At 70.4% G+C, this 23,158-nt stretch carries 21 protein-coding genes and 1 riboswitch; of the genes, 10 read left to right on the top strand and 11 right to left on the bottom strand.

Features of this window, described 5'->3' with window-relative positions; genetic code table 11:
- Positions 1–66 precede the first annotated feature (66 nt).
- Positions 67–843, bottom strand: a complete 777-nt coding sequence (locus ITJ59_RS16400) for an isocitrate lyase/PEP mutase family protein (protein ID WP_194652359.1) — start codon at positions 841–843, stop codon at positions 67–69.
- A 110-nt stretch (positions 844–953) separates the two neighbouring features.
- On the opposite strand from ITJ59_RS16400, the gene ITJ59_RS16405 reads away from it, so the two are divergent.
- Positions 954–2,141 carry a MalY/PatB family protein gene (locus tag ITJ59_RS16405; RefSeq protein ID WP_228511662.1) on the top strand — a complete coding sequence of 396 codons (1,188 nt, stop codon included), beginning with the start codon at positions 954–956 and terminating at the stop codon, positions 2,139–2,141.
- A 9-nt stretch (positions 2,142–2,150) separates the two neighbouring features.
- Here the strand turns inward: ITJ59_RS16405 and ITJ59_RS16410 are convergent, their stop codons facing one another.
- Together ITJ59_RS16410 and ITJ59_RS16415 are read right to left on the bottom strand one after the other, a co-directional pair.
- Positions 2,151–2,336 carry a hypothetical protein gene (locus ITJ59_RS16410; RefSeq protein ID WP_123313312.1) on the bottom strand — a complete coding sequence of 62 codons (186 nt, stop codon included), beginning with the start codon at positions 2,334–2,336 and terminating at the stop codon, positions 2,151–2,153.
- A gap of 29 nt (positions 2,337–2,365) precedes the next feature.
- A complete protein-coding gene (locus ITJ59_RS16415) occupies positions 2,366–2,854 on the bottom strand; it encodes a GNAT family N-acetyltransferase (protein WP_194652361.1) in 489 nt (162 codons plus the stop codon).
- 68 nt (positions 2,855–2,922) lie between these two features.
- Between ITJ59_RS16415 and ITJ59_RS16420 the strand changes: the two genes are divergently transcribed.
- Positions 2,923–3,807 carry a LysR substrate-binding domain-containing protein gene (locus tag ITJ59_RS16420; protein WP_194652362.1) on the top strand — a complete coding sequence of 295 codons (885 nt, stop codon included), beginning with the start codon at positions 2,923–2,925 and terminating at the stop codon, positions 3,805–3,807.
- Between the two features lie 26 nt (positions 3,808–3,833).
- On the opposite strand, the gene ITJ59_RS16425 is transcribed toward ITJ59_RS16420, so the two are convergent.
- Genes ITJ59_RS16425 through ITJ59_RS16440 form a run of 4 tightly spaced genes read right to left on the bottom strand, consistent with a single transcriptional unit; the run spans position 3,834 to position 5,733 of the window.
- On the bottom strand, positions 3,834–4,088 hold the full coding sequence (locus ITJ59_RS16425) for a hypothetical protein (protein WP_111084959.1): 255 nt from the start codon (positions 4,086–4,088) through the stop codon (positions 3,834–3,836).
- The gene (locus tag ITJ59_RS16430; protein ID WP_194652363.1) at positions 4,085–4,567 is read right to left on the bottom strand and encodes an FBP domain-containing protein; all 483 of its coding nucleotides are present in this window, start codon (positions 4,565–4,567) and stop codon (positions 4,085–4,087) included. Before ITJ59_RS16430 ends, ITJ59_RS16425 begins: the two co-directional genes overlap by 4 nt.
- Before the next feature lie 40 nt (positions 4,568–4,607).
- Entirely contained in the window at positions 4,608–5,345 is a 738-nt protein-coding gene (locus tag ITJ59_RS19715) for a M48 family metalloprotease (RefSeq protein ID WP_194652364.1), read from the bottom strand.
- Between the two features lie 13 nt (positions 5,346–5,358).
- On the bottom strand, positions 5,359–5,733 hold the full coding sequence (locus ITJ59_RS16440) for a BlaI/MecI/CopY family transcriptional regulator (RefSeq protein WP_194652365.1): 375 nt from the start codon (positions 5,731–5,733) through the stop codon (positions 5,359–5,361).
- Between the two features lie 229 nt (positions 5,734–5,962).
- Positions 5,963–6,068, top strand: a riboswitch (glycine riboswitch).
- 49 nt (positions 6,069–6,117) lie between these two features.
- On the opposite strand from ITJ59_RS16440, the gene gcvT reads away from it, so the two are divergent.
- From gcvT to gcvP, 3 genes are read left to right on the top strand one after another with little or no spacing between them, the layout of a single operon-like run.
- The gene (gcvT, locus tag ITJ59_RS16445; RefSeq protein WP_194652366.1) at positions 6,118–7,236 is read left to right on the top strand and encodes a glycine cleavage system aminomethyltransferase GcvT; all 1,119 of its coding nucleotides are present in this window, start codon (positions 6,118–6,120) and stop codon (positions 7,234–7,236) included.
- A 4-nt stretch (positions 7,237–7,240) separates the two neighbouring features.
- Positions 7,241–7,618, top strand: coding sequence for a glycine cleavage system protein GcvH (gene gcvH / locus ITJ59_RS16450; RefSeq protein WP_194652367.1), 378 nt, complete (start codon positions 7,241–7,243; stop codon positions 7,616–7,618).
- Positions 7,615–10,548: an aminomethyl-transferring glycine dehydrogenase gene (gene gcvP / locus ITJ59_RS16455; RefSeq protein ID WP_228511663.1), complete on the top strand. Its 2,934-nt coding sequence runs from the start codon at positions 7,615–7,617 to the stop codon at positions 10,546–10,548. Before gcvH ends, gcvP begins: the two co-directional genes overlap by 4 nt.
- On the opposite strand, the gene ITJ59_RS19720 is transcribed toward gcvP, so the two are convergent.
- On the bottom strand, positions 10,545–12,578 hold the full coding sequence (locus tag ITJ59_RS19720; RefSeq protein WP_194652368.1) for a prolyl oligopeptidase family serine peptidase: 2,034 nt from the start codon (positions 12,576–12,578) through the stop codon (positions 10,545–10,547). The two genes, gcvP and ITJ59_RS19720, sit on opposite strands and share 4 nt — an antisense overlap.
- 305 nt (positions 12,579–12,883) lie before the next feature.
- Between ITJ59_RS19720 and ITJ59_RS16465 the strand changes: the two genes are divergently transcribed.
- The 5 genes from ITJ59_RS16465 (at position 12,884) to ITJ59_RS16485 (ending at position 18,910) form a co-directional block, all read left to right on the top strand.
- Complete coding sequence (locus tag ITJ59_RS16465; protein WP_194652369.1) at positions 12,884–14,506, top strand: peptide ABC transporter substrate-binding protein; 1,623 nt, start codon at positions 12,884–12,886, stop codon at positions 14,504–14,506.
- 226 nt (positions 14,507–14,732) lie between these two features.
- Entirely contained in the window at positions 14,733–15,662 is a 930-nt protein-coding gene (locus ITJ59_RS16470; protein ID WP_194652370.1) for an ABC transporter permease, read from the top strand.
- A complete protein-coding gene (locus ITJ59_RS16475; RefSeq protein WP_194652371.1) occupies positions 15,652–16,602 on the top strand; it encodes an ABC transporter permease in 951 nt (316 codons plus the stop codon). Before ITJ59_RS16470 ends, ITJ59_RS16475 begins: the two co-directional genes overlap by 11 nt.
- Positions 16,599–18,341 carry a dipeptide ABC transporter ATP-binding protein gene (locus ITJ59_RS16480; protein ID WP_194652372.1) on the top strand — a complete coding sequence of 581 codons (1,743 nt, stop codon included), beginning with the start codon at positions 16,599–16,601 and terminating at the stop codon, positions 18,339–18,341. Before ITJ59_RS16475 ends, ITJ59_RS16480 begins: the two co-directional genes overlap by 4 nt.
- A gap of 62 nt (positions 18,342–18,403) precedes the next feature.
- Positions 18,404–18,910 (top strand): PH domain-containing protein, encoded by a 507-nt coding sequence (locus ITJ59_RS16485; protein WP_194652373.1) that lies wholly within the window; start codon positions 18,404–18,406, stop codon positions 18,908–18,910.
- A gap of 164 nt (positions 18,911–19,074) precedes the next feature.
- On the opposite strand, the gene ITJ59_RS16490 is transcribed toward ITJ59_RS16485, so the two are convergent.
- The 3 genes from ITJ59_RS16490 to ITJ59_RS16500 are packed head-to-tail and all read right to left on the bottom strand — an operon-like array spanning position 19,075 to position 23,134.
- Positions 19,075–21,219: a dipeptide ABC transporter ATP-binding protein gene (locus tag ITJ59_RS16490; RefSeq protein ID WP_194652374.1), complete on the bottom strand. Its 2,145-nt coding sequence runs from the start codon at positions 21,217–21,219 to the stop codon at positions 19,075–19,077.
- Positions 21,212–22,150: an ABC transporter permease gene (locus ITJ59_RS16495; RefSeq protein WP_123340697.1), complete on the bottom strand. Its 939-nt coding sequence runs from the start codon at positions 22,148–22,150 to the stop codon at positions 21,212–21,214. The genes ITJ59_RS16490 and ITJ59_RS16495 overlap by 8 nt, the downstream gene beginning before the upstream one ends.
- A gap of 3 nt (positions 22,151–22,153) precedes the next feature.
- Complete coding sequence (locus tag ITJ59_RS16500; RefSeq protein ID WP_194652375.1) at positions 22,154–23,134, bottom strand: ABC transporter permease; 981 nt, start codon at positions 23,132–23,134, stop codon at positions 22,154–22,156.
- Between the last annotated feature and the right edge of the window lie 24 nt (positions 23,135–23,158).

A 23,158-nucleotide genomic window follows, 5' to 3' on the forward strand; every position in this document is an offset into this window, starting at 1 on the left:
ACGTGACCACGTGCAGACGGGAGGCCCGGTGCCAGCTGGCACCGGGCCTCCCGTCCGTCTGCTTCGTCAGTTCAGGGTCGGGGTGTCCTCTGGCACGACGCCGTCGGCGTACAGGTCGGTCGCCAGGTCGCGGAGCGCGCGCAGCGCGACGCGCTGCGTGAGCGGACCGTAGGAGATGCGGGCGACGCCGAGCGCCTCGTACTCGGCGGCCGGCAGGGCACCCGGCAGGCCGATGACCGACAGCTTGCCGCGGCCGAGGCCCGCGACGAGCTGCTCCACGACGCCTCGGTCGGTCGCGCCGGGCACGAAGACCAGTGCCGCGCCGTTGTCGAGGAACGCCTTGCCGCGTGCGATGGCGTCCGCGATGCTCTCGTCGATCGGACGGTCGCCGCCGCGGGCGATCGCGTCGGTGCGGGCGTTCAGCTGGAAGTCGACGCCCTCGGCCTGCGCGGCGGCGGTGATCGCGGCGACCCGGGCGACGGCCTCGTCGAACGGGCGCAGGCGGTCCTCGACGTTGGCGCCGACGATGCCGGCGCCGATCGCGCGCCGGATGGTCTCGGCGGGGTCCTCGTAGCCGTCGTCGAGGTCAGCGGTGACCGGCAGGTCGGTCGCGGCGGCCACGATCGCGGCGCCCGACAGCGCGAGGTCGAGCGGCATCCCGCCGTCCTCGTAGCCGTACGACGCGGCGATCGAGTGCCCGGCGGTGCCGATCGCCTTCGTGCCGGGCAGGTCGCTGACGACCTTCGCGGTGATCGCGTCCCAGACGTTCACGACGCGGAGGATCTCCGGGGCTTCGTGCAGCTGCTTGAGGGTGGTGGCCTTGTCGGCGGTGCTCGTGCTCATGGGACCGACAGTAGGCGGGGCGACGCCCCGCGTCCCAGGGTGCGCGGAAGACGACGCTGGATGACAGGCGGGCTCGCGCCGGGCCTCCCGATCGGTGCATGCTGGGACGCATGGCGAGCGACGAGCAGGACCCGGTCGGCACGCTCCGCGGGGTTCGCACGAGCATCAAGTGGACGCGGTACGCGCCCGACGTGCTGCCGCTGTTCGTCGCCGAGATGGACCACGACGTCGCGCCGGAGATCCGGCAGGCCCTGATCGAACGCGTGTCGCAGTCGGACCTCGGCTACCTGGACGGACCCGGGCCGCTCGCGCCCGCGTTCGCGCAGTTCGCACTCGACCGCTGGGGCTGGGAGATCGATCCGGCCCGGATCCACCTGGCCACCGACGTCAGCGTCGGCATCGTCGAGTCGCTGCGGCTCGCGCTGCCCGACGGCGGCCGCGTTGCGATCACGCCGCCGGTGTACCCGCCGTTCTTCGAGCTCGTCGACGAGGCCCGATGTCAGGTCGAGGAGGTTCCGCTGCTCGAGCAGTGGGGGCAGTACCGGCTCGACCTCGAAGGGCTCGAGCGGGCGTTCGCCAGCGGGGTCGGGGTCTTCCTGCTCTGCAACCCGCACAACCCCGTCGGCCTCGCGCACGACCGGGCAGACCTGCTCGCGATCGCCGAACTCGCGGCGAAGTACGACGTGCTCGTCATCAGCGACGAGATCCACGCACCCCTGACGCACCCCGGCGTGCAGTTCACCCCGTTCGCAGCAATCGCCGAACAAGTCGGGGCCCGCAGCGTCTGCGTGACCTCGGCGAGCAAGGGGTGGAACCTCGCGGGCGTGAAGTGCTCGATCATCGTCGCGGGGGACGACCGGACCGCGGCGCTCCTCGACACCCTGTGGGAAGAGGTCGCCTGCCGCACGAGCATCCTCGGGCTGCACGCGAACCTGGCGGCGTTCACCGTCGGGACCACCTGGCTCGACGAGGTGGTGTCCCAGATCGTGGCGAACGACCGGCTCCTCGCGAAGTTGCTCGCCGAGCACCTGCCCGGGGTCGTCTACACGCGGCCGCGCGCCGGGTACCTGGCGTGGCTCGACTTCCGCGGGATCGGCCTCGGCGACGACCCGGCCGTGCCGCTGCGCGAGAACGCCTTCGTCGCGCTGAACTCCGGGCTCGGGTTCGGGAGCGAGGGGCGTGGGTTCGTCCGCCTCAACCTGGCGTGCTCACCGGAGACCCTGCGCGAAGCCGTGTTCCGGATCGCCTCGGCGTACCCGTCGAGTGCGCAGGAGGGGCTGGTCTGGCACGTCGCGTGAGCGCTCGGGTCAGTCGATGTACTGGTTGCGCCCGACGACGCGGATCTGCAGGTCGTCGGTGCGGTCCATCGCCAAGATCTCGCGGGCGACGAAGCCCACGGCCGGCCAACGGTCGACCTCGGTGACCATGAAGCCGTCGATGAACACCTGCCACGCGCCGCGTTCACGGACCGCCTGCACCTCGTACGTCGCCATGCCGCGAGCGTACCGAAACGGCGCTGTCTTCAGCGAAGTTCGAGCGTCATGTGCACGTCGGCGCGGACGTAGGGGCTCGGGACGAGCTCGTCGTCGCGCAGGTGCCGGAAGCCGAACGCCTCGTACAGGTGCACGGCGCTGGCCAGCTGCGCGTTGCTCTCGAGGTCGATGCGGTGCGCGCCGAGCTCCCGGGCCCGGTCGATCGCTGCGGCGATGAGCTTCCGGCCGGTGCCGTGCCCCTGGTGTCCGGGCGCGACGGCCATCTTCACGAGCTCGAACACCCCCGGGGTCGTCGGCACGATGCCGATGCACCCGATCACCTGGTCGTCGAGCCGCGCGACGAAGACGGCGCCACCGGGCTCGACGACGTGACCGACGGGGTCGCCGAGGAACTTGCGGTCCTCGTCCTCGAGCGCGAAGAACTGCGTGATCCAGGCCTCGTTGAGGACGCGGAACGCCTCGGCGTCCGCAGGGGTGGCGAGGTCGGCGATGGTGACGGTGGAGGTCGCTTCGGGCATGGCTCCATCCTCGGACCCGGATGAGGTAGCGTCCAATACTCGTTCGCTTCGATCGATAGGCTGCATGCATGGATCGGGACCCGGACGTCGACCTCCGCCAGCTCCGTGCGTTCCTCGCGGTGGCGGACGAACTGCACTTCGGGCGCGCTGCCGAACGCCTTCGCATCGCGCAGCCCGCGTTGTCCCAGCAGATCCGCCGCACGGAGCGCGCACTCGGCGTCGACCTGTTCGTCCGCACGAGCCGCAGCGTCGCGCTCACCGCGGCCGGCACGGTGCTGCAGGGACGCGCACCGTCGTTGCTCGGGCAGGTGCGCCGCGACCTCGACGAGACGGTCCGGGTGGGGCGGGGTGAGGCCGGCCGGCTCGACGTCGGGTTCGTCGTCTCCGCGCTGCCGCTCGGCCCGATTGAACGGGTGCAGGCGTTCCGTGCGCGGTACCCGCTGGTCCGCGTGGAGCTGACCGAGGGCTACTCGTCGACGCTCCTCGCCCGGATCGTGCGAGGAGAGCTGGACCTGGCCGTCGTGCGCGATCCGGATCCTGACCCCGCCGTGCGGCTGCTGCCGTTCCGGACCGAGGCGTTCGTCGCGGCGGTCCCACGCGGACACCGGCTCGCCGACCGGACGGCGATCCGAGGCACCGAACTCGTGGACGAGCCGTTCGTGTTCTTCCCCGCCGTGGCCGGTTCGCTCGCGACCGAGCGGAACCTCGCCCCGGTCACCGCCGGTGGTCGGCGGCCAGAGGTCGTGCAGGAGGCCACGACCTGGGCTACCGTCCTGCACCTGGTGGGCGCTGGACTCGGCGTGACCGTCGCTCCGGAGAGCGCCGCGCTCGCCGCGCCGGACACCGTCGTGCTGCTGCCGCTGACCGACAGTGACCACCGCAGCGAGCTGTCGTGGGCGATGCGCGCCGACGACGACCGCGAGATCCTGCGGAACTTCGTCGAAGCCGATTGAGTGACGCCCGGCAGGAAGCGCTCCGCTCAGCCCAGCGCGAGCACGGGCGCTCGGTGGTCGCCGAGCTCGTCGACGTGCCACGGCCGTGCGCCGCGCAGGGTCAACCCGAGCTGCACGAGCACGAACCCGACGTGCGGCTCGACGTCCGGGTCCCACGGCCCCTCGACCCCGAGGCCGAACGCACCGAGTTCATCGTCGGCCTCGTCGCGCAGGGTGAGACGCCAGCGGCCGTCGCCGAGTTCCTCGACGACGGCCCAGCGGGCGGTGCCGAAGCGGCTCACGCCGACTTCATGATGTCCGCGGTGAAGTTCTGCACGCGCTGCAGCAGCGAGGCGCCGCGCATCGCGATGGTCGCCGGCGGGTTCAGGTGCGGGGGAGCGGTGCGGATGAGCATCGAGCACCCGAGGTCCTCGCAGATGTAGGTGCCGATGGTGTTGCCGTTGCGCCCGGCCTCGCCCGCACGGGGGGCCGAGAACAGCCGCACTTGCGTCGCCGGCTGGGGCGAGTGGCAGAACGAGCACATCGCGGCGATGCCGGCGCGCAGGGATCCACCCGCGGACCGCACGATGATGCCCACGGGGCGCTCGTCGATCCAGGACACGATGTACCCGCGGCGGGCGGCCTGCGGGTCGCGCCAGCCCAGGAACTCGCGCTCGTCCCAGAGCATCTCGTGCAGGCCCGGGATCGGTAGCTGCTCGAGCTCGTCGGGGGTGGCGTTGACGAACGAGGATCGGATGTCGGCTTCGGTCAGTGGCTTCACGGTCCGATCACCATATGCCTCGCCCCCGACACGTGCTCGCTCACGACAGCCTGGAGGCCCGGATCGCCCCGAGCGCGCCGCTCTCGTCCGCCACCAGGACGGCCCGGCGCAGGGCGTCGCGTCCGACACGTCGGGCTGCGGCGTCGTCGGCGGCGAACTCCACGAGGACGCGCGTCGAGCGCGCCATGGCGCGCGCCCCAGGCACCCACGGGACCGCACGTTCGATCGATTCGGCGACCGCGACCGCAGCAGCGTGGTGCTGGGTCAGGTGGGCGCGTTCGTGGGCGACCACGGCCTCCAGTTCGTCCGTCCGCAACCGGTCTGCGAGGCCGGTGCTGACCAGCACCCCACCGCTGCGGCCGGGGACGGCGCAGGCCAGCGCGTCGTCCGCCTCGACGACGGCGACGGGTGTGCCGTCGATCTCGCGGTGCGGGGCGACGCCGGAGCGCATGGCCTGGCGGACGGCCTCGTGCTCCGGGCCCGGGCGGACGCGGACGGCGACGACGAACGCGATCACCGCGAGCAGGGCGACGCCGACGTTGAAACCGTGGCCGGGGGAGCCGTCGCCGCCGAGCAGTTCGGTGACCGGGCGGTCGGCGAGCACGACGAGTGCGATGCCGGCGACGAACCCGACGACGCCGAGCAGCACGGCGAGCGACCAGCAGACCAGGGCGGTGCGCGGACGGTCGATGGTCCAGGCCGAGCGGGTCAGCACCCGCGGCGCGAACACCACCACCGCGAGGGCGAGGACGATGAGCGCGATGCCGGTGACGACCACGGGACGGTGCCGGTCAGGAGCGTGCGCGGGCGTCGAGGGCGCGGCGCAGGGCCTCGAGGTCGTCGGTGGCGAGCGAGCCGGTGAACTGCAGCAGCGCTGCTTCACGGTCGGCCGAGGCGGCGAGCGCACTCGACATGAGGGACGCGGTCTGTTCGTCGCGACTGTGCACGGCGCGGAAGCTCAGCGGAGCGTCGTCGTGCTGCTGCCGCTCCACCTGGCCCTTGCGGCCGAGCCGGTCGAGCACGGTGAGCACCGTGGTCAGCGCCGGCCGGGGCTCCGGGAAGGCGTCGAGCACCTGGCGTGCGGTGAGCCCGTCGGACGCGGAGCGGAGTGCGTCGAGCACCGCTTGCTCGAGCTGCCCCCTGGGGCGTGATCGCTGTCCGGCCATCCCCGCATTCTACGAGATGTCGAAGGCCGGCACGCGACACACGTTCGTAACGCGGTCTCGGTATGCTCGGCGCGGACAACTGAACACACCGGCCGCTCATCCGTCGCGGGAGACGCCGTGCAGTGCCCCTGGGTACGTCGTGCCCTCGGGTACACCGCGCCCCCGGGCGCACGCACGGCACCGAAGGAGCAATCCCCCCGTCAATCTCTCAGGTCCCACACCGCAGCGGACAGGCCACTCTGAAAAGCAGACGCTCAGTCGTCTCGCCCACGGTGAAAGCCGCCGGACCTCACGGGCCGCGGTGAAACTCTCAGGCCCATGACAGAGGGGGAGTTCCACCCGGCGATCGTCGCCGGGTCCTGCCGATGCCAGGAGAACTCCGCCATGACTCCGACGCCACTGCGTTCGTCCCCGCTCGAACCCGCGCACGAAGCCGCCGGTGCGACCTTCACCGACTTCGCCGGGTACCGCATGCCCGTGCGCTACTCGTCCGACCTCGCCGAGCACCACGCCGTGCGCCAGTCGGCCGGGGTCTTCGACCTGTCGCACATGGCCGAGATCGGCGTCACCGGTCCGGACGCCGTCGGGTTCCTCGACCACGCGCTCGCCGGAACGTTCGGTGCGATGCCGCTCGGCCGCGCGAAGTACTCCCTGCTGCTCGCCGAGGACGGCGGGATCCTCGACGACCTCGTGGTGTACCGCACCGACGACGACGTGTTCCTCGTCGTCGCGAACGCCTCGAACCGCGACGTCGCGGTCGCCGCCCTGTCCGAGCGCACGGACGGCTTCGACGTGGCGGTGTCGGACGACTCGGACAGCACCGCCCTCGTCGCGATCCAGGGCCCCGCGGCCGCCGGCACGCTCGACGCCCTCGTCGTCGCCGACCGCCTGCAGCCGGAGAGCCCTCTCGACGACCTCGGCTACTACCGCGCCCTGCACGCCGTGTTCGACGGCTCCGAGGTGCTCGTCGCCCGCACCGGGTACACCGGCGAGGACGGCTTCGAGCTGTACAGCGCCCCCGAGGTCGCCCCGGCGATCTGGGACGCCCTGCTCGAGGCCGGCGCCGACCGCGGTGTCGTCCCCGCCGGGCTCGCGGCGCGCGACACCCTGCGGCTCGAGGCCGGCATGCCGCTCTACGGGCACGAGCTCGACACCGACGTCCGCCCCGCCCAGGCCGGCCTCGGCCGCGTGGTCGCGAAGACCGGGGACTTCGTCGGCGCGTCCGGTGTCGCACCGTCGGACGACGCCCGCGTGCTCGTCGGGCTCGTCACCGAGGGGCGCCGCGCCCCGCGTGCCGGCTACGACGTGGTGCACGACGGCACGGTCGTCGGCACCGTCACCTCGGGTGCCCTCTCGCCGACGCTCGGCCATCCCGTTGCGATGGCCTTCGTCGACCCCGCGCTCGCTGCCGAGGGACAACTCCTGCACATCGACGTCCGCGGAACGGCCATCCCCAGCACCGTCACCGCGTTCCCCTTCTACCGCCGCCCTGCGAAAGGCTGATGCCATGACCGACCAGACCACCCTGCAGTACACCGCCGACCACGAGTGGCTCCTCGTCGAGGGCGACACCGTCACCGTCGGCATCACCGACCACGCCGCCGAGCAGCTCGGTGACGTCGTCTACGTCGAGCTCCCCGCCGTCGGCACCGCCACCACTGCGGGCGAGCAGATCGGTGAGATCGAGTCGACCAAGAGCGTCGGTGAGCTCTTCGCGCCGATCGAGGGCGAGGTCGTCGCGGTCAACGACGCCGTGGTCGACGCCCCCGACACCGTCAACCAGGACCCGTTCGGCACCGGATGGCTCGTCAAGATCAAGGTCGACGGCACCTCGTTCCCCGAGGACCTGATGGACCACGACGCGTACCGGGCGTCCATCGCATGACCGGCCCCGACGACCAGCAGGCGTTCCAGAACCTGCAGACCTCCTTCGCCGACCGCCACATCGGCACCACCCCCGCCGACCAGCAGACGATGCTCGACGTCGTCGGTCAGCCGTCACTCGACGCGCTGGTCCGCGCCGCGATCCCGGAGTCGATCCACGCGGCCCCCGTCACCGACTCGGTGATCCCCGCCGCCGTCGGCGAGACCGAGGCGCTCGCCGAACTGCGGGCCAAGGCTGGGCGCAACACCGTCCGCCGCGCCATGATCGGCCTCGGCTACCACGGCACCCACACGCCCGCGGTCATCCAGCGGAACGTGCTCGAGAACCCGAGCTGGTACACGGCTTACACGCCGTACCAGCCGGAGATCTCCCAGGGGCGGCTCGAAGCGCTCATCAACTTCCAGACGATGGTCTCCGACCTGACGGGCATGGCCACCGCCGGCGCCTCGATGCTCGACGAGGGCACCGCCGTGGTCGAGGGCATGCTCCTCGCCCGCCGCGCGTCGAAGGTCAAGGGTGACGCGTTCCTGGTCGACGACGACCTGCTGCCGCAGACCCGCGCGCTGCTCGACCACCGCGCCGACGCCGTCGGCATCACGCTGCGTGCGTTCGACCCCGTCGCCGGGCCGACCGACGAGCAGCTCGACGGCGCCTTCGGCGTGATCGTGCAGTACCCCGGTGCCTCCGGCCGGATCGTCGACCCGTCGTCGATCATCGATCGCGTCCACGCCGGCGGGGGCATCGCCGTCGTCGCAGCCGACCTGCTCGCCATGACCCTGCTCGCCAGCCCCGGCGACCTGGGTGCCGACGTCGCCGTCGGGACGAGCCAGCGCTTCGGCGTCCCGCTCGGCTTCGGCGGCCCACACGCCGGGTACCTCGCCGTCCGCGCCGGCCTCGAGCGCCAGCTGCCCGGTCGTCTGGTCGGGGTGTCCTTCGACGCCGACGGTGCGATGGCCTACCGCCTGAGCCTGCAGACGCGCGAGCAGCACATCCGCCGCGAGAAGGCGACGAGCAACATCTGCACCGCGCAGGTCCTGCTCGCCGTCATGGCCTCGATGTACGCCGTGTACCACGGGCCAGAGGGACTGCGGTTCATCGCGAACCGGGTCGCCCGGACGACGTCGGCGCTCGCCGCGGTCGCCCGTGACGCCGGCCTCCAGGTGGTGCACGACGCGTACTTCGACACGCTCACCCTGCGGGCCACCGGTCGCGCCGGGGCGATCGTCGCTGCAGCGCAGGACGCCGACTACCTGCTGCACCAGGTGGACGAGGACGTGTTCCAGCTCTCCGTCGACGAGACGACCACGCCCGACGACGTCACCCGACTGGCGGGCGTGTTCGGGGCCGTGGACGTGACCGTCCCCGCGACCGAGGCAGTCGTGCGGGACGCGGCCACGGGCCTCCCGACCGGTCTGCTGCGCGAGAGCGAGTACCTGACGCACCCCGTGTTCAGCGCACACCGCAGCGAGACCCGCATGATGCGCTACCTGAAGCACCTGTCGGACAAGGACTACGCACTCGACCGCGGCATGATCCCGCTCGGCAGCTGCACGATGAAGCTCAACGCGGCGACCGAGATGGCCGCGGTGACGTGGCCGGAGTTCGCGGCCATCCACCCGTTCGCCCCGCGCGGTGATGTCGAGGGCTACCTCGACATGATCGGTGACCTGGAGTCCTGGCTGGCCGAGGTCACGGGGTACGACACCGTGTCCCTGCAGCCGAACGCCGGCAGTCAGGGCGAGCTCGCCGGGCTCCTCGCGATCCGCGGGTACCACCTGGCGAACGGCGACACCGAGCGCACCGTCTGCCTGATCCCGTCGAGCGCGCACGGCACGAACGCGGCCTCGGCGGTCCTCGCCGGCATGAAGGTCGTCGTGGTCGCCTGCGACGAGAACGGCAACGTCGACCTCGCCGACCTCCGCGCGAAGACGGAACAGCACGCCGACACGCTCGCGGCGCTGATGATCACGTACCCGTCGACCCACGGCGTGTACGAGCACGACATCCGCGAGATCTGCGACGCCGTGCACGACGCCGGCGGCCAGGTCTACGTCGACGGCGCGAACCTCAACGCACTGCTCGGCCACGCCCGCTTCGGCGACTTCGGCGGCGACGTCTCGCACCTCAACCTGCACAAGACCTTCTGCATCCCGCACGGCGGCGGCGGACCCGGTGTCGGTCCGGTCGCGGCGAAGGCGCACCTGGCGCCGTACCTGCCGGGGCACCCGTTCGCGCAGCAGGCCGACCGACGGCCCGCTTCGACCGCGGCCGACGACCGCCTGGCGCACGCCGGCGGCCCGGTCAGCGCGGCACCGTACGGCAGCCCGAGCATCCTGCCCATCACGTGGACCTACGTCCGGATGATGGGGCTCGAGGGCCTCACCCGTGCGACCGAGGCGGCCGTGCTCGGGGCGAACTACGTCGCGGCCCGACTGCGCGACGCGTTCCCGGTGCTCTACACGGGCGAGGACGGCCTCGTGGCGCACGAGTGCATCCTCGACCTCCGGCCGCTGCGCGACGCCACCGGCATCACCGTGGACGACGTCGCCAAGCGCCTGGTCGACTACGGCTTCCACGCTCCGACGATGTCGTTCCCGGTCGCCGGCACCCTGATGGTCGAGCCGACCGAGAGCGAGGACCTGGCCGAGCTCGACCGGTTCGTCGACGCCATGCTCGCCATCCGTGCCGAGGCTGCGGCCGTCGAGCGCGGGGAGTGGCCGGCCGACGACAACCCGCTCGTGCACGCTCCGCACACGGCGTCGTCGGTGATCTCGGGGGAGTGGGCGCACGCCTACACCCGCGAGCAGGCCGTCTACCCGCTGCCGGGCATCAGTGCGCGGAAGTACTGGCCGCCGGTGCGCCGGATCGACCAGGCGTACGGCGATCGCAACCTGGTGTGCGCCTGCCCGCCGGTGGAGGCGTTCGCCTAGCGACCCGCTCCCACCGGCGTGACGGGCAGGTGCTCCGCCCACCACGCGAGGACGTGCTCGAACCGCTGCACACGGTGCCACGGCGTGCCGGAGCGGGAGAGCTCGTGGCCCTCGCCCGGGAACACGAGGAACGACGCATCGACGCCCGCCCGCCGGAGGGCCACGAACTGGCGCTGCCCCTGCTCGATCGGGCAGCGCCAGTCCTGTTCCGAGTGCGCGACCATGAACGGGATCGTGACCTGCGCGGCGTACGTCAGCGGGCTGCGGCGACGCTGCTCCTCCGGGTCGGCGCCGACGTAGGCGTCGGCGAAGTACCAGCCGATGTCGGAACTGCCGGCGAACGAGTCCCAGGCGTTCACCGCACGCTCGCTCCACGCGGCGACGAACCGGTCACCGTGGTGGGCGGCGACCCAGCTCGTCATGAAGCCGCCGTACGAGCCGCCCATGATGCCGACGCGCGAGCCGTCGAGGTCGGGGCGTTCGAGCGCCGCGTCGAGCAGAGCGAGCACGTCGTCGACGTCGACGGTGCCCATCGCCCTGATGACCGCACGGCCGTGGTCGAGCCCGTAGCCACCGGATCCGCGCGGGTTGCCGATGACGACGGCGTACCCGGCGCTGGCGTACACCTGTGCTTCGTCGAAGAACGCCCAGGTGTCCTGTCCGAACGGTCCGCCGTGCACGACCCGCAGGACGGGGTGCGGGCCGTCGCCCTCGGGCAGGACGACCCAGCCGTGCACCGGTGTGCCGTCGGCCGAGGTGCCGGTGAGCTCCTCGATGCGGCGGACACCGGGGGCAGATGCCTCGGACCGGAGTGGGGCCGCGTAGTCGGTGAGGACCGTCGGGGCGGTGGCGGTGGCGGTGGCGGCGGCGGCGGTGGCGGCGTCGTCGTCGGAGGCGGTCAGGTCGACCACGTGCACCTCGCCGGGCGAGTCCGTCGTGGCAGCCGTGGCGACCAGGACGTCCCCGTCGACGTCGAAGCCCGAGACCACCAGACGGCCGCCGAGGACGACCTCGAGCTCGTCGAGTCCGAGCGGAGCCGTCGTGCCTGCGGGGACACGACGGACGGTGACGGTGCCACGGTCGAGCACCGCCACCAGGACGTCGTCGCCGTGGCGGACCGGCGTTCCGGAGACGTCGACCGTCTCGCGGGCGGTGACCCGGACCGGATCGGAGCCGGGCGTCGCGACCCAGAGCCCCTGGGGTTCACCGACCAGGCGTCCGTCGAGGTGTGACGCCCCGACGTAGTGGACGGTACCGTCCGGGGCGATCGCGATCGAGCTGACCGAGCCCTCGGTCCGGATCGCCAGTGCCATCGTGCCGTCGGTGGCGTCGACGCGGTACAGGTCGTCGTCGTGGGTCTCACGCGCACCGAGGTCTCGCGGGGCGACGACCAGGAGCGCGCCGCCGTCCGGGTACCAGGCCGGCGCCGAGACGGAGCAGGGGGCACTGGTCAGCGGGGTGTCCACCAGGGCGGCACCGGGGTCGGTGACGTCGACGACCACGAGCTGCTGCGGCTTGTCGAGCAGGTACCCCGTGCCGTCGACGTGGAAGTCGAGCCTCGAGATGAGTCGCGGCGCCTCGGCGTCCGCTGCCGGACGACGGTCACCGCCGGGGACCGCCGAGCCGTATCGTCCGGGCTCGGGGAACCGCGCGGTGACGGCGACACGTGTCGAGTCGAGGGACCAGACCGGCGCACCGGCACCGAGCGGCAGTGCGGTGACGATGCGGGCCTCGCCGCCGTGCACCGGTGCGACGGCGAGCTGCGGGTGTGCGACGCCGTGGTCGTCGTCGACGGACCGGAGGAAGGCGAGTGAGCGACCGTCCGGGGACAGGGCCGGTGACGAGTCGCGGTCGCCGGACGTCCAGCGGACCGCGCCCTCGGCGGTAACACGTTCGATGGTGCTGCGGTACGCGTCCTGGTCCAGGTCCGGACGCGAGACCGCGACGAAGGCCGCTCCGCCGTTCCCGGGGTCGCCGCTGACGGTGGGGGAGGACGGGACGTGGAGGTGGGGGATGTCGTTCGCGAGCACGGGTCCACGCTACGGCTGTCGGAGGTCAGGAGCACGGGTCCTGAGGAGGCCTCGGAGCAGGTGTTCCTTGCACAGAACTGTGTCGCAGTGCAACGAATTTCATGCAGATGCAACAAAAGCGCGAGGGCGTTCAGCAAGCGCGCGAATCTTGCATCTTCTCGCAAGGATCGTGCAAGTTGGTTACCGGCTTGTAACCGTTCGCTCCAGGGTTTGGAGGCTGCTGTCCACCTTGCCTACAGTGCAGATGTCAAACGCGCCCGGGCGACACCGCTGTGCCCTGCGCGTCCCATGCACCAGGAGGAACCTTGATCAAGAAGCGCGCCGGGCTTGCAGCCCTCGCCGTGCTCGGGGCCACAGCACTCGCCCTGACCGCCTGCTCCAGCAACAACAGTGGGGGTGGCTCGGGCTCGTCCAACGCCTCCGGCATCGTCACGACCAACGGCAGCGAGCCGCAGAAGCCGCTGATCCCGTCGAACACCACCGAGACCGGTGGCGGCAAGATCATCGACTCGATCTTCGAGGGCCTCGTCTCGTACGACGCCGACGGCAAGCCAGTCAACGAGATCGCGAAGAGCATCGACACCGACGACTCGAAGACGTTCGACGTCAAGCTCAACACGGGCTACACGTTCACCAACGGCGAGAAGGTCACCGCGGAGTCCTTCACCAAGGCCTGGAACTGGGCCGCGCAGAAGACGAACGCCCAGGGCGCCAGCTACTTCTTCGAGAACATCGAGGGCTACAACGCCGACAAGGACTCGGACCTCACCGGCCTCAAGGTCGTTGACGACGACGAGTTCACCGTCACGCTGAAGTCGGCCCAGTCGGACTTCCCGCTGTCGCTCGGCTACTCCGCCTTCGTGCCGCTGCCGTCCGCGTTCTACAAGGACACCAAGGCGTTCGGCGAGAACCCGATCGGCAACGGTCCGTACAAGCTCGACGGCAAGAAGGCATGGACGCACAACTCGTCCATCAAGCTCGTCACCAACAAGGACTACGAGGGCAAGCGCAAGCCGAAGAACGGTGGTCTGACGATCACGTTCTACGCCTCGCAGGACACCGCGTACTCCGACGCGCAGGGCGGCAACCTCGACGTCCTCGACGCCGTGCCGGATGCTGCCTTCGCGACGTACAAGTCGGACTTCCCGGACTCGAACGTCAACCAGCCGGCCGCCATCTTCCAGGCGATCTACCTGCCGTACTACCTCGACCACTGGAAGGGCGAGGAAGGCCAGCTGCGTCGCGAGGCCATCTCGATGGCCATCAACCGCAAGCAGATCACCGACAAGATCTTCGACGGCACGCGCACCCCGGCGAAGGACTTCACGTCGCCGGTCATCGCGGGCTGGAACGACAAGCTCGACGGTTCCGACGTCCTGGACTACGACCAGTCCGAGGCCAAGAAGCTCTGGGCCGAGGCCGACAAGATCTCGAAGTACGACGACACCCTCACCATCACGTACAACGCCGATGGTGGGCACGAGGCGTGGGTGACCGCGGTCACGAACTCGATCTCGAACACGCTCGGCATCAAGGCCGAGGGCAACGCGATCCCGACGTTCCAGGAAGCCCTGGACCTGCAGACGAACGACAAGCTCACGGGCGGCAGCCGCACCGGTTGGCAGGCCGACTACCCGTCGCTGTACAACTTCCTCGGCCCGACCATGGGTGAGGGCTCGTCGAACAACTACTCGCGGTACGACTCCAAGGAGTACAACGACCTGCTCGCCGAGGGCCGTTCGGCAGCCACCGTCGAAGAGGGCAACAAGTCCTTCGACAAGGCCCAGGAGCTCCTGTTCAAGGACCTCCCGGAGATCCCGCTGTGGTACTCGAACGTCACCGGTGTCTGGAACGCGGACAACGTGTCCAACGTGAAGTTCGGTTGGAACTCGGTGCCGCTGTACTACGACATCGAGGTCAAGAAGTAACACCGCTCTCCTCGAGAGCACCGCGCGGGCAGGTATCCTGCCTCGCGACCACCGGACGGGGGTTCGGGGACCGCAACGGTCCTCGAACCCCCGTACCTCGGCGGTAACACCTTCCCCACCACAGCGGGCGCCGCCGCTCGCACCGGACTCCGTGCCGACCCTCGGACCGTCCACCCCTCACCACAATGAACCTGATCGACATCGCTCCGGACCGGGCAGTGATCTGATGCTCTGGTACCTCGGCAAGCGCCTCCTGCAACTCATCCCCGTGTTCTTCGGGGCCACGTTCCTCATCTACTTCATGGTGTTCTCGCTGCCCGGCGACCCCATCGCAGCGCTGTTCGGCGACCGCCAGCCGTCGCCGCAGGTCATCGAGACGCTGCGCCAGCAGTACAACCTGGACAAGCCGTTCATCGTCCAGTACCTGCTCTGGATCGGCGGCGTCTTCCGCGGCGACCTCGGCGTGACCTACTCCGGTCTGCCGGTCAGCCAGCAGCTCGCCTCGGCGTTCCCGATCACCGCCCGCCTGGCGATCCTCGCGCTCGTGTTCGAGGCCGTCGCCGGCATCGTCGTCGGCGTCATCGCGGGTCTGCGCAAGGGCAAGCTGTTCGACGCCACCGCCCTGGTCGTGTCGCTCCTGCTCATCTCGGTGCCGACCTTCGTCGTCGGCTTCCTGCTGCAGTACGTGTTCGGCATCAAGCTCGGGCTGTTCCGGGTCACGGTGTCCGGCGAGGCCCCCTGGTCCGAGCTCGTCCTGCCCGCCATCGTGCTCGCCTCGGTGTCGTTCGCCTACATCGTGCGCCTCACCCGCGCCAGCGTCGCCGAGAACACCACGGCGGACTTCGTGCGCACCGCGACCGCGAAGGGCCTGCCCCGTCGTCGGGTGGTCGGCGTGCACATCTTCCGGAACTCGCTCATCCCCGTGGTGACCTACCTGGGTGTCGACATCGGCAACCTGATGGTCGGCGCGATCGTCACCGAGGGCATCTTCAACATCAACGGTGTCGGTGGCACGGTGTTCCGCGCCGTCAAGCTCGGCGAAGGCCCGACGGTGGTCTCCTTCGTCGCCGTGATGGTCATCATCTTCATGCTCGCCAACCTCTTGGTCGACCTGCTCTACGCCGTCCTGGACCCGAGGATCCGCTATGCCAAGTAACGCCGCACCCCGTTCGGCGACGCACTTCGTCGCCCCGCTCGAGGAGACCCCGCTCCAAGCGATCGACCAGGTCAACGAGGACGAGAAGACCCGTTCCCTGTGGACCGACGCCTGGGAGTCCATGCGGACCCGCCCGACGTTCTGGATCTCCTCGATCCTGATCCTGTTGATCATCGTCGTCGCGGTCTTCCCCGGGCTCTTCGCCCACGTCGACCCCCGGGCGTCGAACCTCGACAACAGTGACGGCGGACCCGAGGCCGGGCACATCCTGGGCTTCACGCGTCAGGGCTCCGACGTCTACGCCCGCGTGATCTGGGGCGCCCAGAACTCGCTCATCGTCGGCATCGTCGCGACGGTCCTGGTGTCGTTGGTCGGCATCGTGATCGGCGCACTGGCCGGTTTCTACGGCGGCTGGCTCGACACGATCGTGTCCCGCATCGGCGACATCTTCTTCTCGATCCCCACCGTCCTCGGTGCGATCGTGATCATGTCCGTCATCCCCGCGCGGAACGCGATCACCGTGGCGCTCGTGCTCGCGGCGTTCGCGTGGCCGCAGATCGCCCGCATCATGCGTGGTGCCGTCCTGAGCGCCAAGCAGGCCGACTACGTGATGGCGTCGGCGGCCCTGGGCGTCAGCCGGTTGAAGACGCTCGTGCGCCACGTCATCCCGAACTCGCTGGCTCCGGTCATCGTGGTCGCGACCGTCTCGCTCGGCTCCTTCATCGTGGCCGAGGCGACCCTGTCGTTCCTCGGCATCGGACTGCCGCCGTCGGCCCTCAGCTGGGGTCTCGACATCGGCACGGCGCAGACGTCGATCCGCACCAACCCGTCGACGATCTTCTGGCCGTCGGCCGCGCTGTCCATCACCGTGCTCGCGTTCCTGCTCCTCGGTGACGTGGTGCGCGACGCGCTCGACCCGAAGGCGAGGGCCCGCCGATGAGCGAGACGCTGACCAACCCCACCGGCCGACGCACGAACGCCGACGGCGCCCCGCTGCTCGAGATCCGCGACCTGCAGGTCGGCTTCAAGACGCAGTCCGGTCTCGTGCAGGCCGTGCGGAGCGTGGACCTCACCCTCGAGCAGGGTGAGCGCCTCGCCATCGTCGGCGAGTCCGGCTCCGGCAAGTCGACGAGCGCCCAGGCCATCATCAAGCTGCTGCCCGGCACCGGCCAGGTCACCGGCGGGTCGATCAAGTTCAACGGGCGTGAGCTCGTCGGGCTGAGCGACAAGGAGATGTCCGAGATCCGCGGGAAGGAGATCGGCTACGTCCCGCAGGACCCGATGTCGAACCTCAACCCGCTGTGGTCCATCGGCTTCCAGGTCGAAGAGGCCATCCGTGCGAACGGGATGGCGACCGGCAAGAAGGCCGTCCGTGACCGCGCGATCGAGGTCCTGAAGGAAGCGGGCCTCGGCGATGCCGCGACCCGCCTCAAGCAGTACCCGCACGAGTTCTCCGGCGGCATGCGGCAGCGCGTGCTCATCGGCATCGGTCTGTCGAGCCGCCCGCAGCTGCTCATCGCCGACGAGCCGACGAGTGCGCTCGACGTCACCGTCCAGCGCGTCATCCTCGACCACCTCGAGAGCCTGACCCGCGACTTCGGCACCTCGGTGCTGTTCATCACGCACGACCTCGGCCTCGCCGCCGAGCGCGCCGAGAAGCTCGTCGTGATGTACAAGGGCCAGGTCGTCGAGGCCGGTCCCTCGAAGGAGATCCTGGCCAACCCGCAGCACCCGTACACGCAGCGCCTCGTCGCCGCGGCGCCCTCGCTCGCGAGCCGTCGCATCCAGTCGAAGGTGCAGCACGAGCGCATCGAGATCGCCGACGCCGGCAGCGACGACGCCGAGCTCATCGCCCGGGCGCAGGAGCGCGAGCAGCGTCCCGCCGAGGACCTCATCGTGGTGAAGAACCTCGAGAAGATCTACAAGCTCCGTGGCAAGAGCCTCGCCACCCGCGAGCTCAAGGCCGTCGACGACGTGTCGTTCGCGATCCCGAAGGGCACCACCACGGCGCTCGTCGGCGAGTCCGGTTCCGGCAAATCGACCGTCGCCAAGCTGGTGCTGCAGCTCGAGAGCATCTCGAGCGGCACCGTCCAGTTCGACGGCATCGACATCGGCGCGCTGAAGGGCAAGGACCTCTTCGACTTCCGCCGCCGCGTGCAGCCGGTGTTCCAGGACCCGTACGGCTCCCTGGACCCGATGTACAACGTCGGGAACACGATCGCCGAGCCGCTCGCCACGCACAAGGTGGGCGACAAGGCATCGCGTCGGGCCCGCGTGCTCGAGCTGCTCGACCAGGTCGCGCTGCCGAAGTCGATGGTCAACCGCTACCCGAACGAGCTCTCGGGTGGGCAGCGGCAGCGCATCGCCGTCGCCCGCGCGCTCGCGCTCAAGCCGGAGGTGATCGTCCTCGACGAGGCCGTCTCCGCGCTCGACGTGCTCGTGCAGGGGCAGATCCTCGACCTGCTGACGGAACTGCAGACCGAACTCGGCCTGACCTACCTGTTCATCACGCACGACCTGGCGGTCGTCCGCCTGGTCGCGGACAACGTGTGCGTCATGCGCCAGGGCAAGATCGTCGAGAAGGCGACGACCGACGAGGTCTTCGCCGCCCCGAAGGAGCAGTACACGAAGGACCTCCTGGCCGCCATCCCCGGCGCCGGGTTCGAGTTCGGACGCTGATCCTGCTGGACACGAACGAGGCCGGCCGTCCCGTCGTCCTCCGCGCTGGTCGCGGAGGCGCGGTGGCGGCCGGCCTCGTCGCCGTCCTGGGCCTCTTCCTGCTGGTCGATGCGGCGGTGCGCGGCAGCTGGATCGTGGTGCTCGACGCCGTCGGACCGATCGCCGTGCTCGTCTGGGTCTTGTGGGTGCTCACCTACCGCCCGTGCATCCGCATCGACGACACGGCCGTCACCGTCATCAACCCCCTCCGCCGCACCGTGGTGCCGTGGCACGCGGTCGCCGACGTGAAGCTGCGCTGGCAGATCGTCATCGAGACGGTCGCTGGCCGACGCGTGCAGTGCTGGGGTGGCCCGTCGCTGCCCCGGCCGAAGCCGGCACGGCGCGGCGAGCGTGCCGTGCTGCGGCAGCCGGACGAGATGACCGTGCTGCTCGACCGCTGGGCGGAGCAGCGCGACGTCGCCGGAGACGGCGACGCCGAGCGCGGCTGGGATCGCCCAGCCGTCATCGTCGGCGCTGTCGCGCTGGCGCTGCTCGCCGTCTCGCTGCTGAGCCTGTGGCTGGGAGCCTGACGCGGCTCGCGATCGCGACGACAGGACGGACGGGAGGCCCGTTGCCAGCTGGCAACGTCCCTCCCGTCACGGCCGTCGTCCCGCTGGCGCGGTGCGCCGGTACCGGCGGAATGGGCCCACCTCCCGTCCGTCTGCGGGTCACGTCCACGACGTGACCCGCGTCGTCAGACGACCGCGCCGACCCGCTCGGTGAGCAGGTGCTCCTGGTCGGTCTGGATGCAGGCGACCCCGCGGCCGTGCACGTCCTGCAGGTGCGGGTCGACGGTGCGGCACTGCTCCTGCCGGCCCTCGTCGAGGAGCTGGTAGAGCGGGCAACGGGTGCGGAACCGGCAGCCGTCGATGCGCTCGGTGGGGGAGGGCAGGTCGCCGTCGAGCAGGATCCGCCCGCGGGCGGCCTCGGCGGACGGGTCCGGCACCGGCACCGCCGACAGCAGCGCCCGCGTGTAGGGGTGCTGGGGGTCGGAGAACACCTTGTCGCCGTCGCCGTACTCGACGATGCGCCCGAGGTACATGACCGCGACGTCGTCGGCGATGTGCCGGACGACGGACAGGTCGTGCGCGACGAACAGGTACGACAGGCCGAGGCGGTGCTTCAGGTCCTCGAGCAGGTTGATCACACCGGCCTGCACCGAGACGTCGAGCGCCGAGACGGGTTCGTCGAGCACCAGGATCTTCGGCTCGACGATGAGCGCACGGGCGATGCCGATGCGCTGCCGCTGGCCTCCGGAGAACTCGTGCGGGTACCGGTCGATGTAGCTCGGCTCGAGCCCGACGAGCTCGAGGACCTCGCGGACCCGGCGGCGGATCTCGTCCTTCGCGACGCCGTGCACCGTCAGCGGTTCACCGATCACCGAACCGATGTCGAGCCGTGGGTCGATCGACGCCATCGGGTCCTGGAACACGACCTGGATGTCGCGACGGATCGCCAGGCGGTCTTTCTTCGACAGCGACGCGGTGTCGACGCCGTTCACCCGGATGGTGCCCTGCTGCGCGCCGGCGAGCTCGAGGATCTCCATGATCGTGGTGGTCTTGCCGCAGCCGGACTCGCCCACCAGGCCGAGCACCTGCCCGCGCTTGAGCGTCAGGGAGATGCCGTCGACCGCGTGCACCTCGCCGATCTGCCGGCGGAACAGTGCGCCCTTGGTGAGCGGGAACGTCTTGACGACGTCGGTGAGCTCGAGGACCACGTCGTCGCCGTGGTCGACCGCCGCTTCGGGGATGTCCTCGGGGCGGGGGAAGATCTCCGACCGCTCGAGGGTGCCGGCCGCGATCTCGTCGCGACGGATGCACGCGGCGGTGTGGTCGTCGAGCAGCGAGCCGTTCCCGATCGTCGGGACGGTACCGGTCAGGACCGGGTTGTCGCCGCTCTGCGGCACCGTCGGGGCGATGAGCGCCGGCTCGCCGTCGCGGCAGGCGTCGATGACGGCAGGGCAGCGATCGGCGAAGGGGCAGCCGGTCGGCTTCTGCGTGAGCAGGGGCGGGCGGCCCTCGAGCGGGACGAGCCGTTCGGTGCGCGCCGCCGTCATGTTCGGCATCGAGCGCAGGAGCCCGATCGTGTACGGCATGACCGGTTCACGGAAGAGCGGCTCGACCGGTGCCGTCTCGACGATGCGGCCCGCGTACATCACGGCGACGCGGTCGGCGTTGCCGGCGACGACCCCGAGGTCGTGCGTGATCAGGACCACGGCGGCGCCGGTCATGTCCTTCGCGGTCTGCAGCACGTCCAGGATCTGCGCCTGGATCGTGACGTCGAGCGCGGTGGTCGGCTCGTCGGCGATGATCAGCTTCGGGTCGTTCGCGATGGCGATGGCGATCATCGCGCGCTGCCGCATGCCGCCGGAGAACTCGTGCGGGAACGCGTCGAGGCGCCGAGCCGGGTTCGGGATGCCGACGACGCGCAGGAGTTCCTCGGCGCGGGTCCGGGCGGCGTGCTGGGTGAGGGAACGGTCGTGCAGGCGCAGTCCCTCGATGATCTGCTGGCCGATCGTGTACACCGGCGTCAGGGCGGACAGCGGGTCCTGGAACACCATCGCGATGTCGCCGCCGCGCAGGCGGGACATCTCGCGGTCGTTCTTGCCGAGGAGTTCTTGGCCGTCGAAGCGGATGCTGCCCTCGACGTGGGCGGACGACGGGAGCAGACCCATCACGGCCATCGAGGACACCGACTTGCCGGAGCCGGACTCGCCGACGATCCCGAGGAACTCGCCGGGGGCCACCGTGTAGTCGACCCCGCGGACGGCGTAGACGGGCTTGGTCTTCGGGTTGAACGTGACCGACAGATCGGACACGGTCAGCAGCGGCTCAGTCACGGTTGGCTCCGGAGGTGGGGTCGATGGCGTCGCGCAGGGCGTCGCCGAGCAGGCTGGTCGAGAGCACGGTCGCGACGAGGGTCGCGGCGGGCAGGACGAACAGCCACGGGCGGGTGACGGCGGACTGGCTGCCGGCGGCGAGCAGGGTGCCGAGCGAGACGTCGGGGATCTGGATGCCGAAGCCGAAGAAGCTCAGTGAGCTCTCCGCCAGGATCGCGGCCCCGACGCCGAGCGTCGCGTCGATGATGAGCAGGGACGCCACGTTCGGCAGGATGTGCCGACGGATGATCGTGAACGCCGGGACGCCCATGAACCGCGCGGCCTTGACGTAGTCGCGTTCGCGCAGGGACATCGTCTGGCCGCGGATGACGCGGGCCATCACCATCCAGCTGAACACCGCGAGGCCGACGATGAGCGCCACCCAGGTCAGGTTCTTGAACACCGGGCTGAGCAGGACGAGGGCGTAGAACGACGGGATCACGAGCAGCAGGTCGATGACCCACACGAGCACGCGGTCCACGGTGCCACCGAAGTAGCCCGCGATCGCACCGACGATGCCGGCGATGAGCGTCGCGGCAGGCCCGGCGATGAGACCGATCAGCAGCGACTTCTGCAGGCCGACGAGCGTCTGCGCGTAGATGTCCTGGCCGATGTCGTTCGTGCCGAACCAGTGCGCGGCGCTCGGCGGCATGCCGAACGCCAGACCGTCGGAGTCGACGGCGTTCCAGTGGTACAGGTGCGGGCCGACGAAGGCCCACAGCAGGATGAGCAGCAGGGCGCCGCCACCGATGCGGGCACGCCAGGTGCCGAACACCTTGCGCCAGAGCGGTGTGCGGCCGCCCTTGACCTCGATGACGTGCGCCGGCGTGCCGGCGTTGCCGTCACCGGGGTCACCGGCGGTGGTCGTGGTCGTGGGGTCGAGAACAGACACGGGTCACACCCTCACTCGCGGGTCGAGCGCGGCGTAGAGCAGGTCCGCGAGGGTTCCTGCGATGAGCACGAGGATCGCCGTGAAGAGGATCGTGCCCGAGGCCGCGTTGATGTCGTTGTTGGTGATGCCCTGGACGAAGTACTCGCCCATGCCGTGCCAGCTGAAGACCAGCTCGGTGATGCTCGCCCCGGTCAGGATCAGCCCGAACGAGTACGCGAAGAACGTCGACATCGGGATGAGGGCGACGCGGACGCCGTGGCGCATGATGGCCGATCCACGCGTCCGGCCCTTCGACCGCGCGGTGCGGATGAAGTCGTTCGACAGCACGTCGAGCATCGCGGAGCGCTGGTACCGCGAGTACGTCGCGACGGCACCGATGGTCAGCGAGATCGTGGGTAACAGCAGGTGGATCAGCCGGTCGCCGAGCACGGGGAAGAACCCGCTCACCCCCGGCGTGTACTCACCCGTGAACCTGATCACCTGGGTGCCGAGTCCCTGGTTCAGCGTGGTCGCGAGGATCATCAGCACGACCGCGATGACGAAGGTCGGTGTGGCGAGCACCGCGAACGACAGGTACGTGGAGACCTGGTCGGACGTGCGGTACTGGCGGACGGCGTTCCACACGCCGAGCAGTACCCCGAGGATCGCGCCCAGTAGGGTGCCGATGACCAGCAAGCGCAGGCTCGTGCCGGAGCGGGCGACGATGTCGGCCGTCACCTCGGTGCCGCGCGTGCTCATGCCCAGCGATCCGTGCGTGATCAGGTTCGACCACCAGGTCCAGGTGCGGACGATCAGCGGGGTACCGGGATCGGCACCGAGCTTCCGCAGGGACTCGTCGATCGTGCCCTGCGGCACGGCCGGGTTGCGGCCCAGGAACCGGGCAGCCGGGTTCAGGGTGCTGCTGGCGAGGATGTAACCGAGGGTCGTCGCGACGATCGTCAGGACGATGTAGTTGACGATCCGCTTTGCGATGAAGGCAAGCATGTACTGGGACCTCGTGGGGTGCGG

Source organism: Curtobacterium sp. VKM Ac-1393, assembly GCF_015350995.1.
Classification (GTDB): Bacteria; Actinomycetota; Actinomycetes; order Actinomycetales; family Microbacteriaceae; genus Curtobacterium.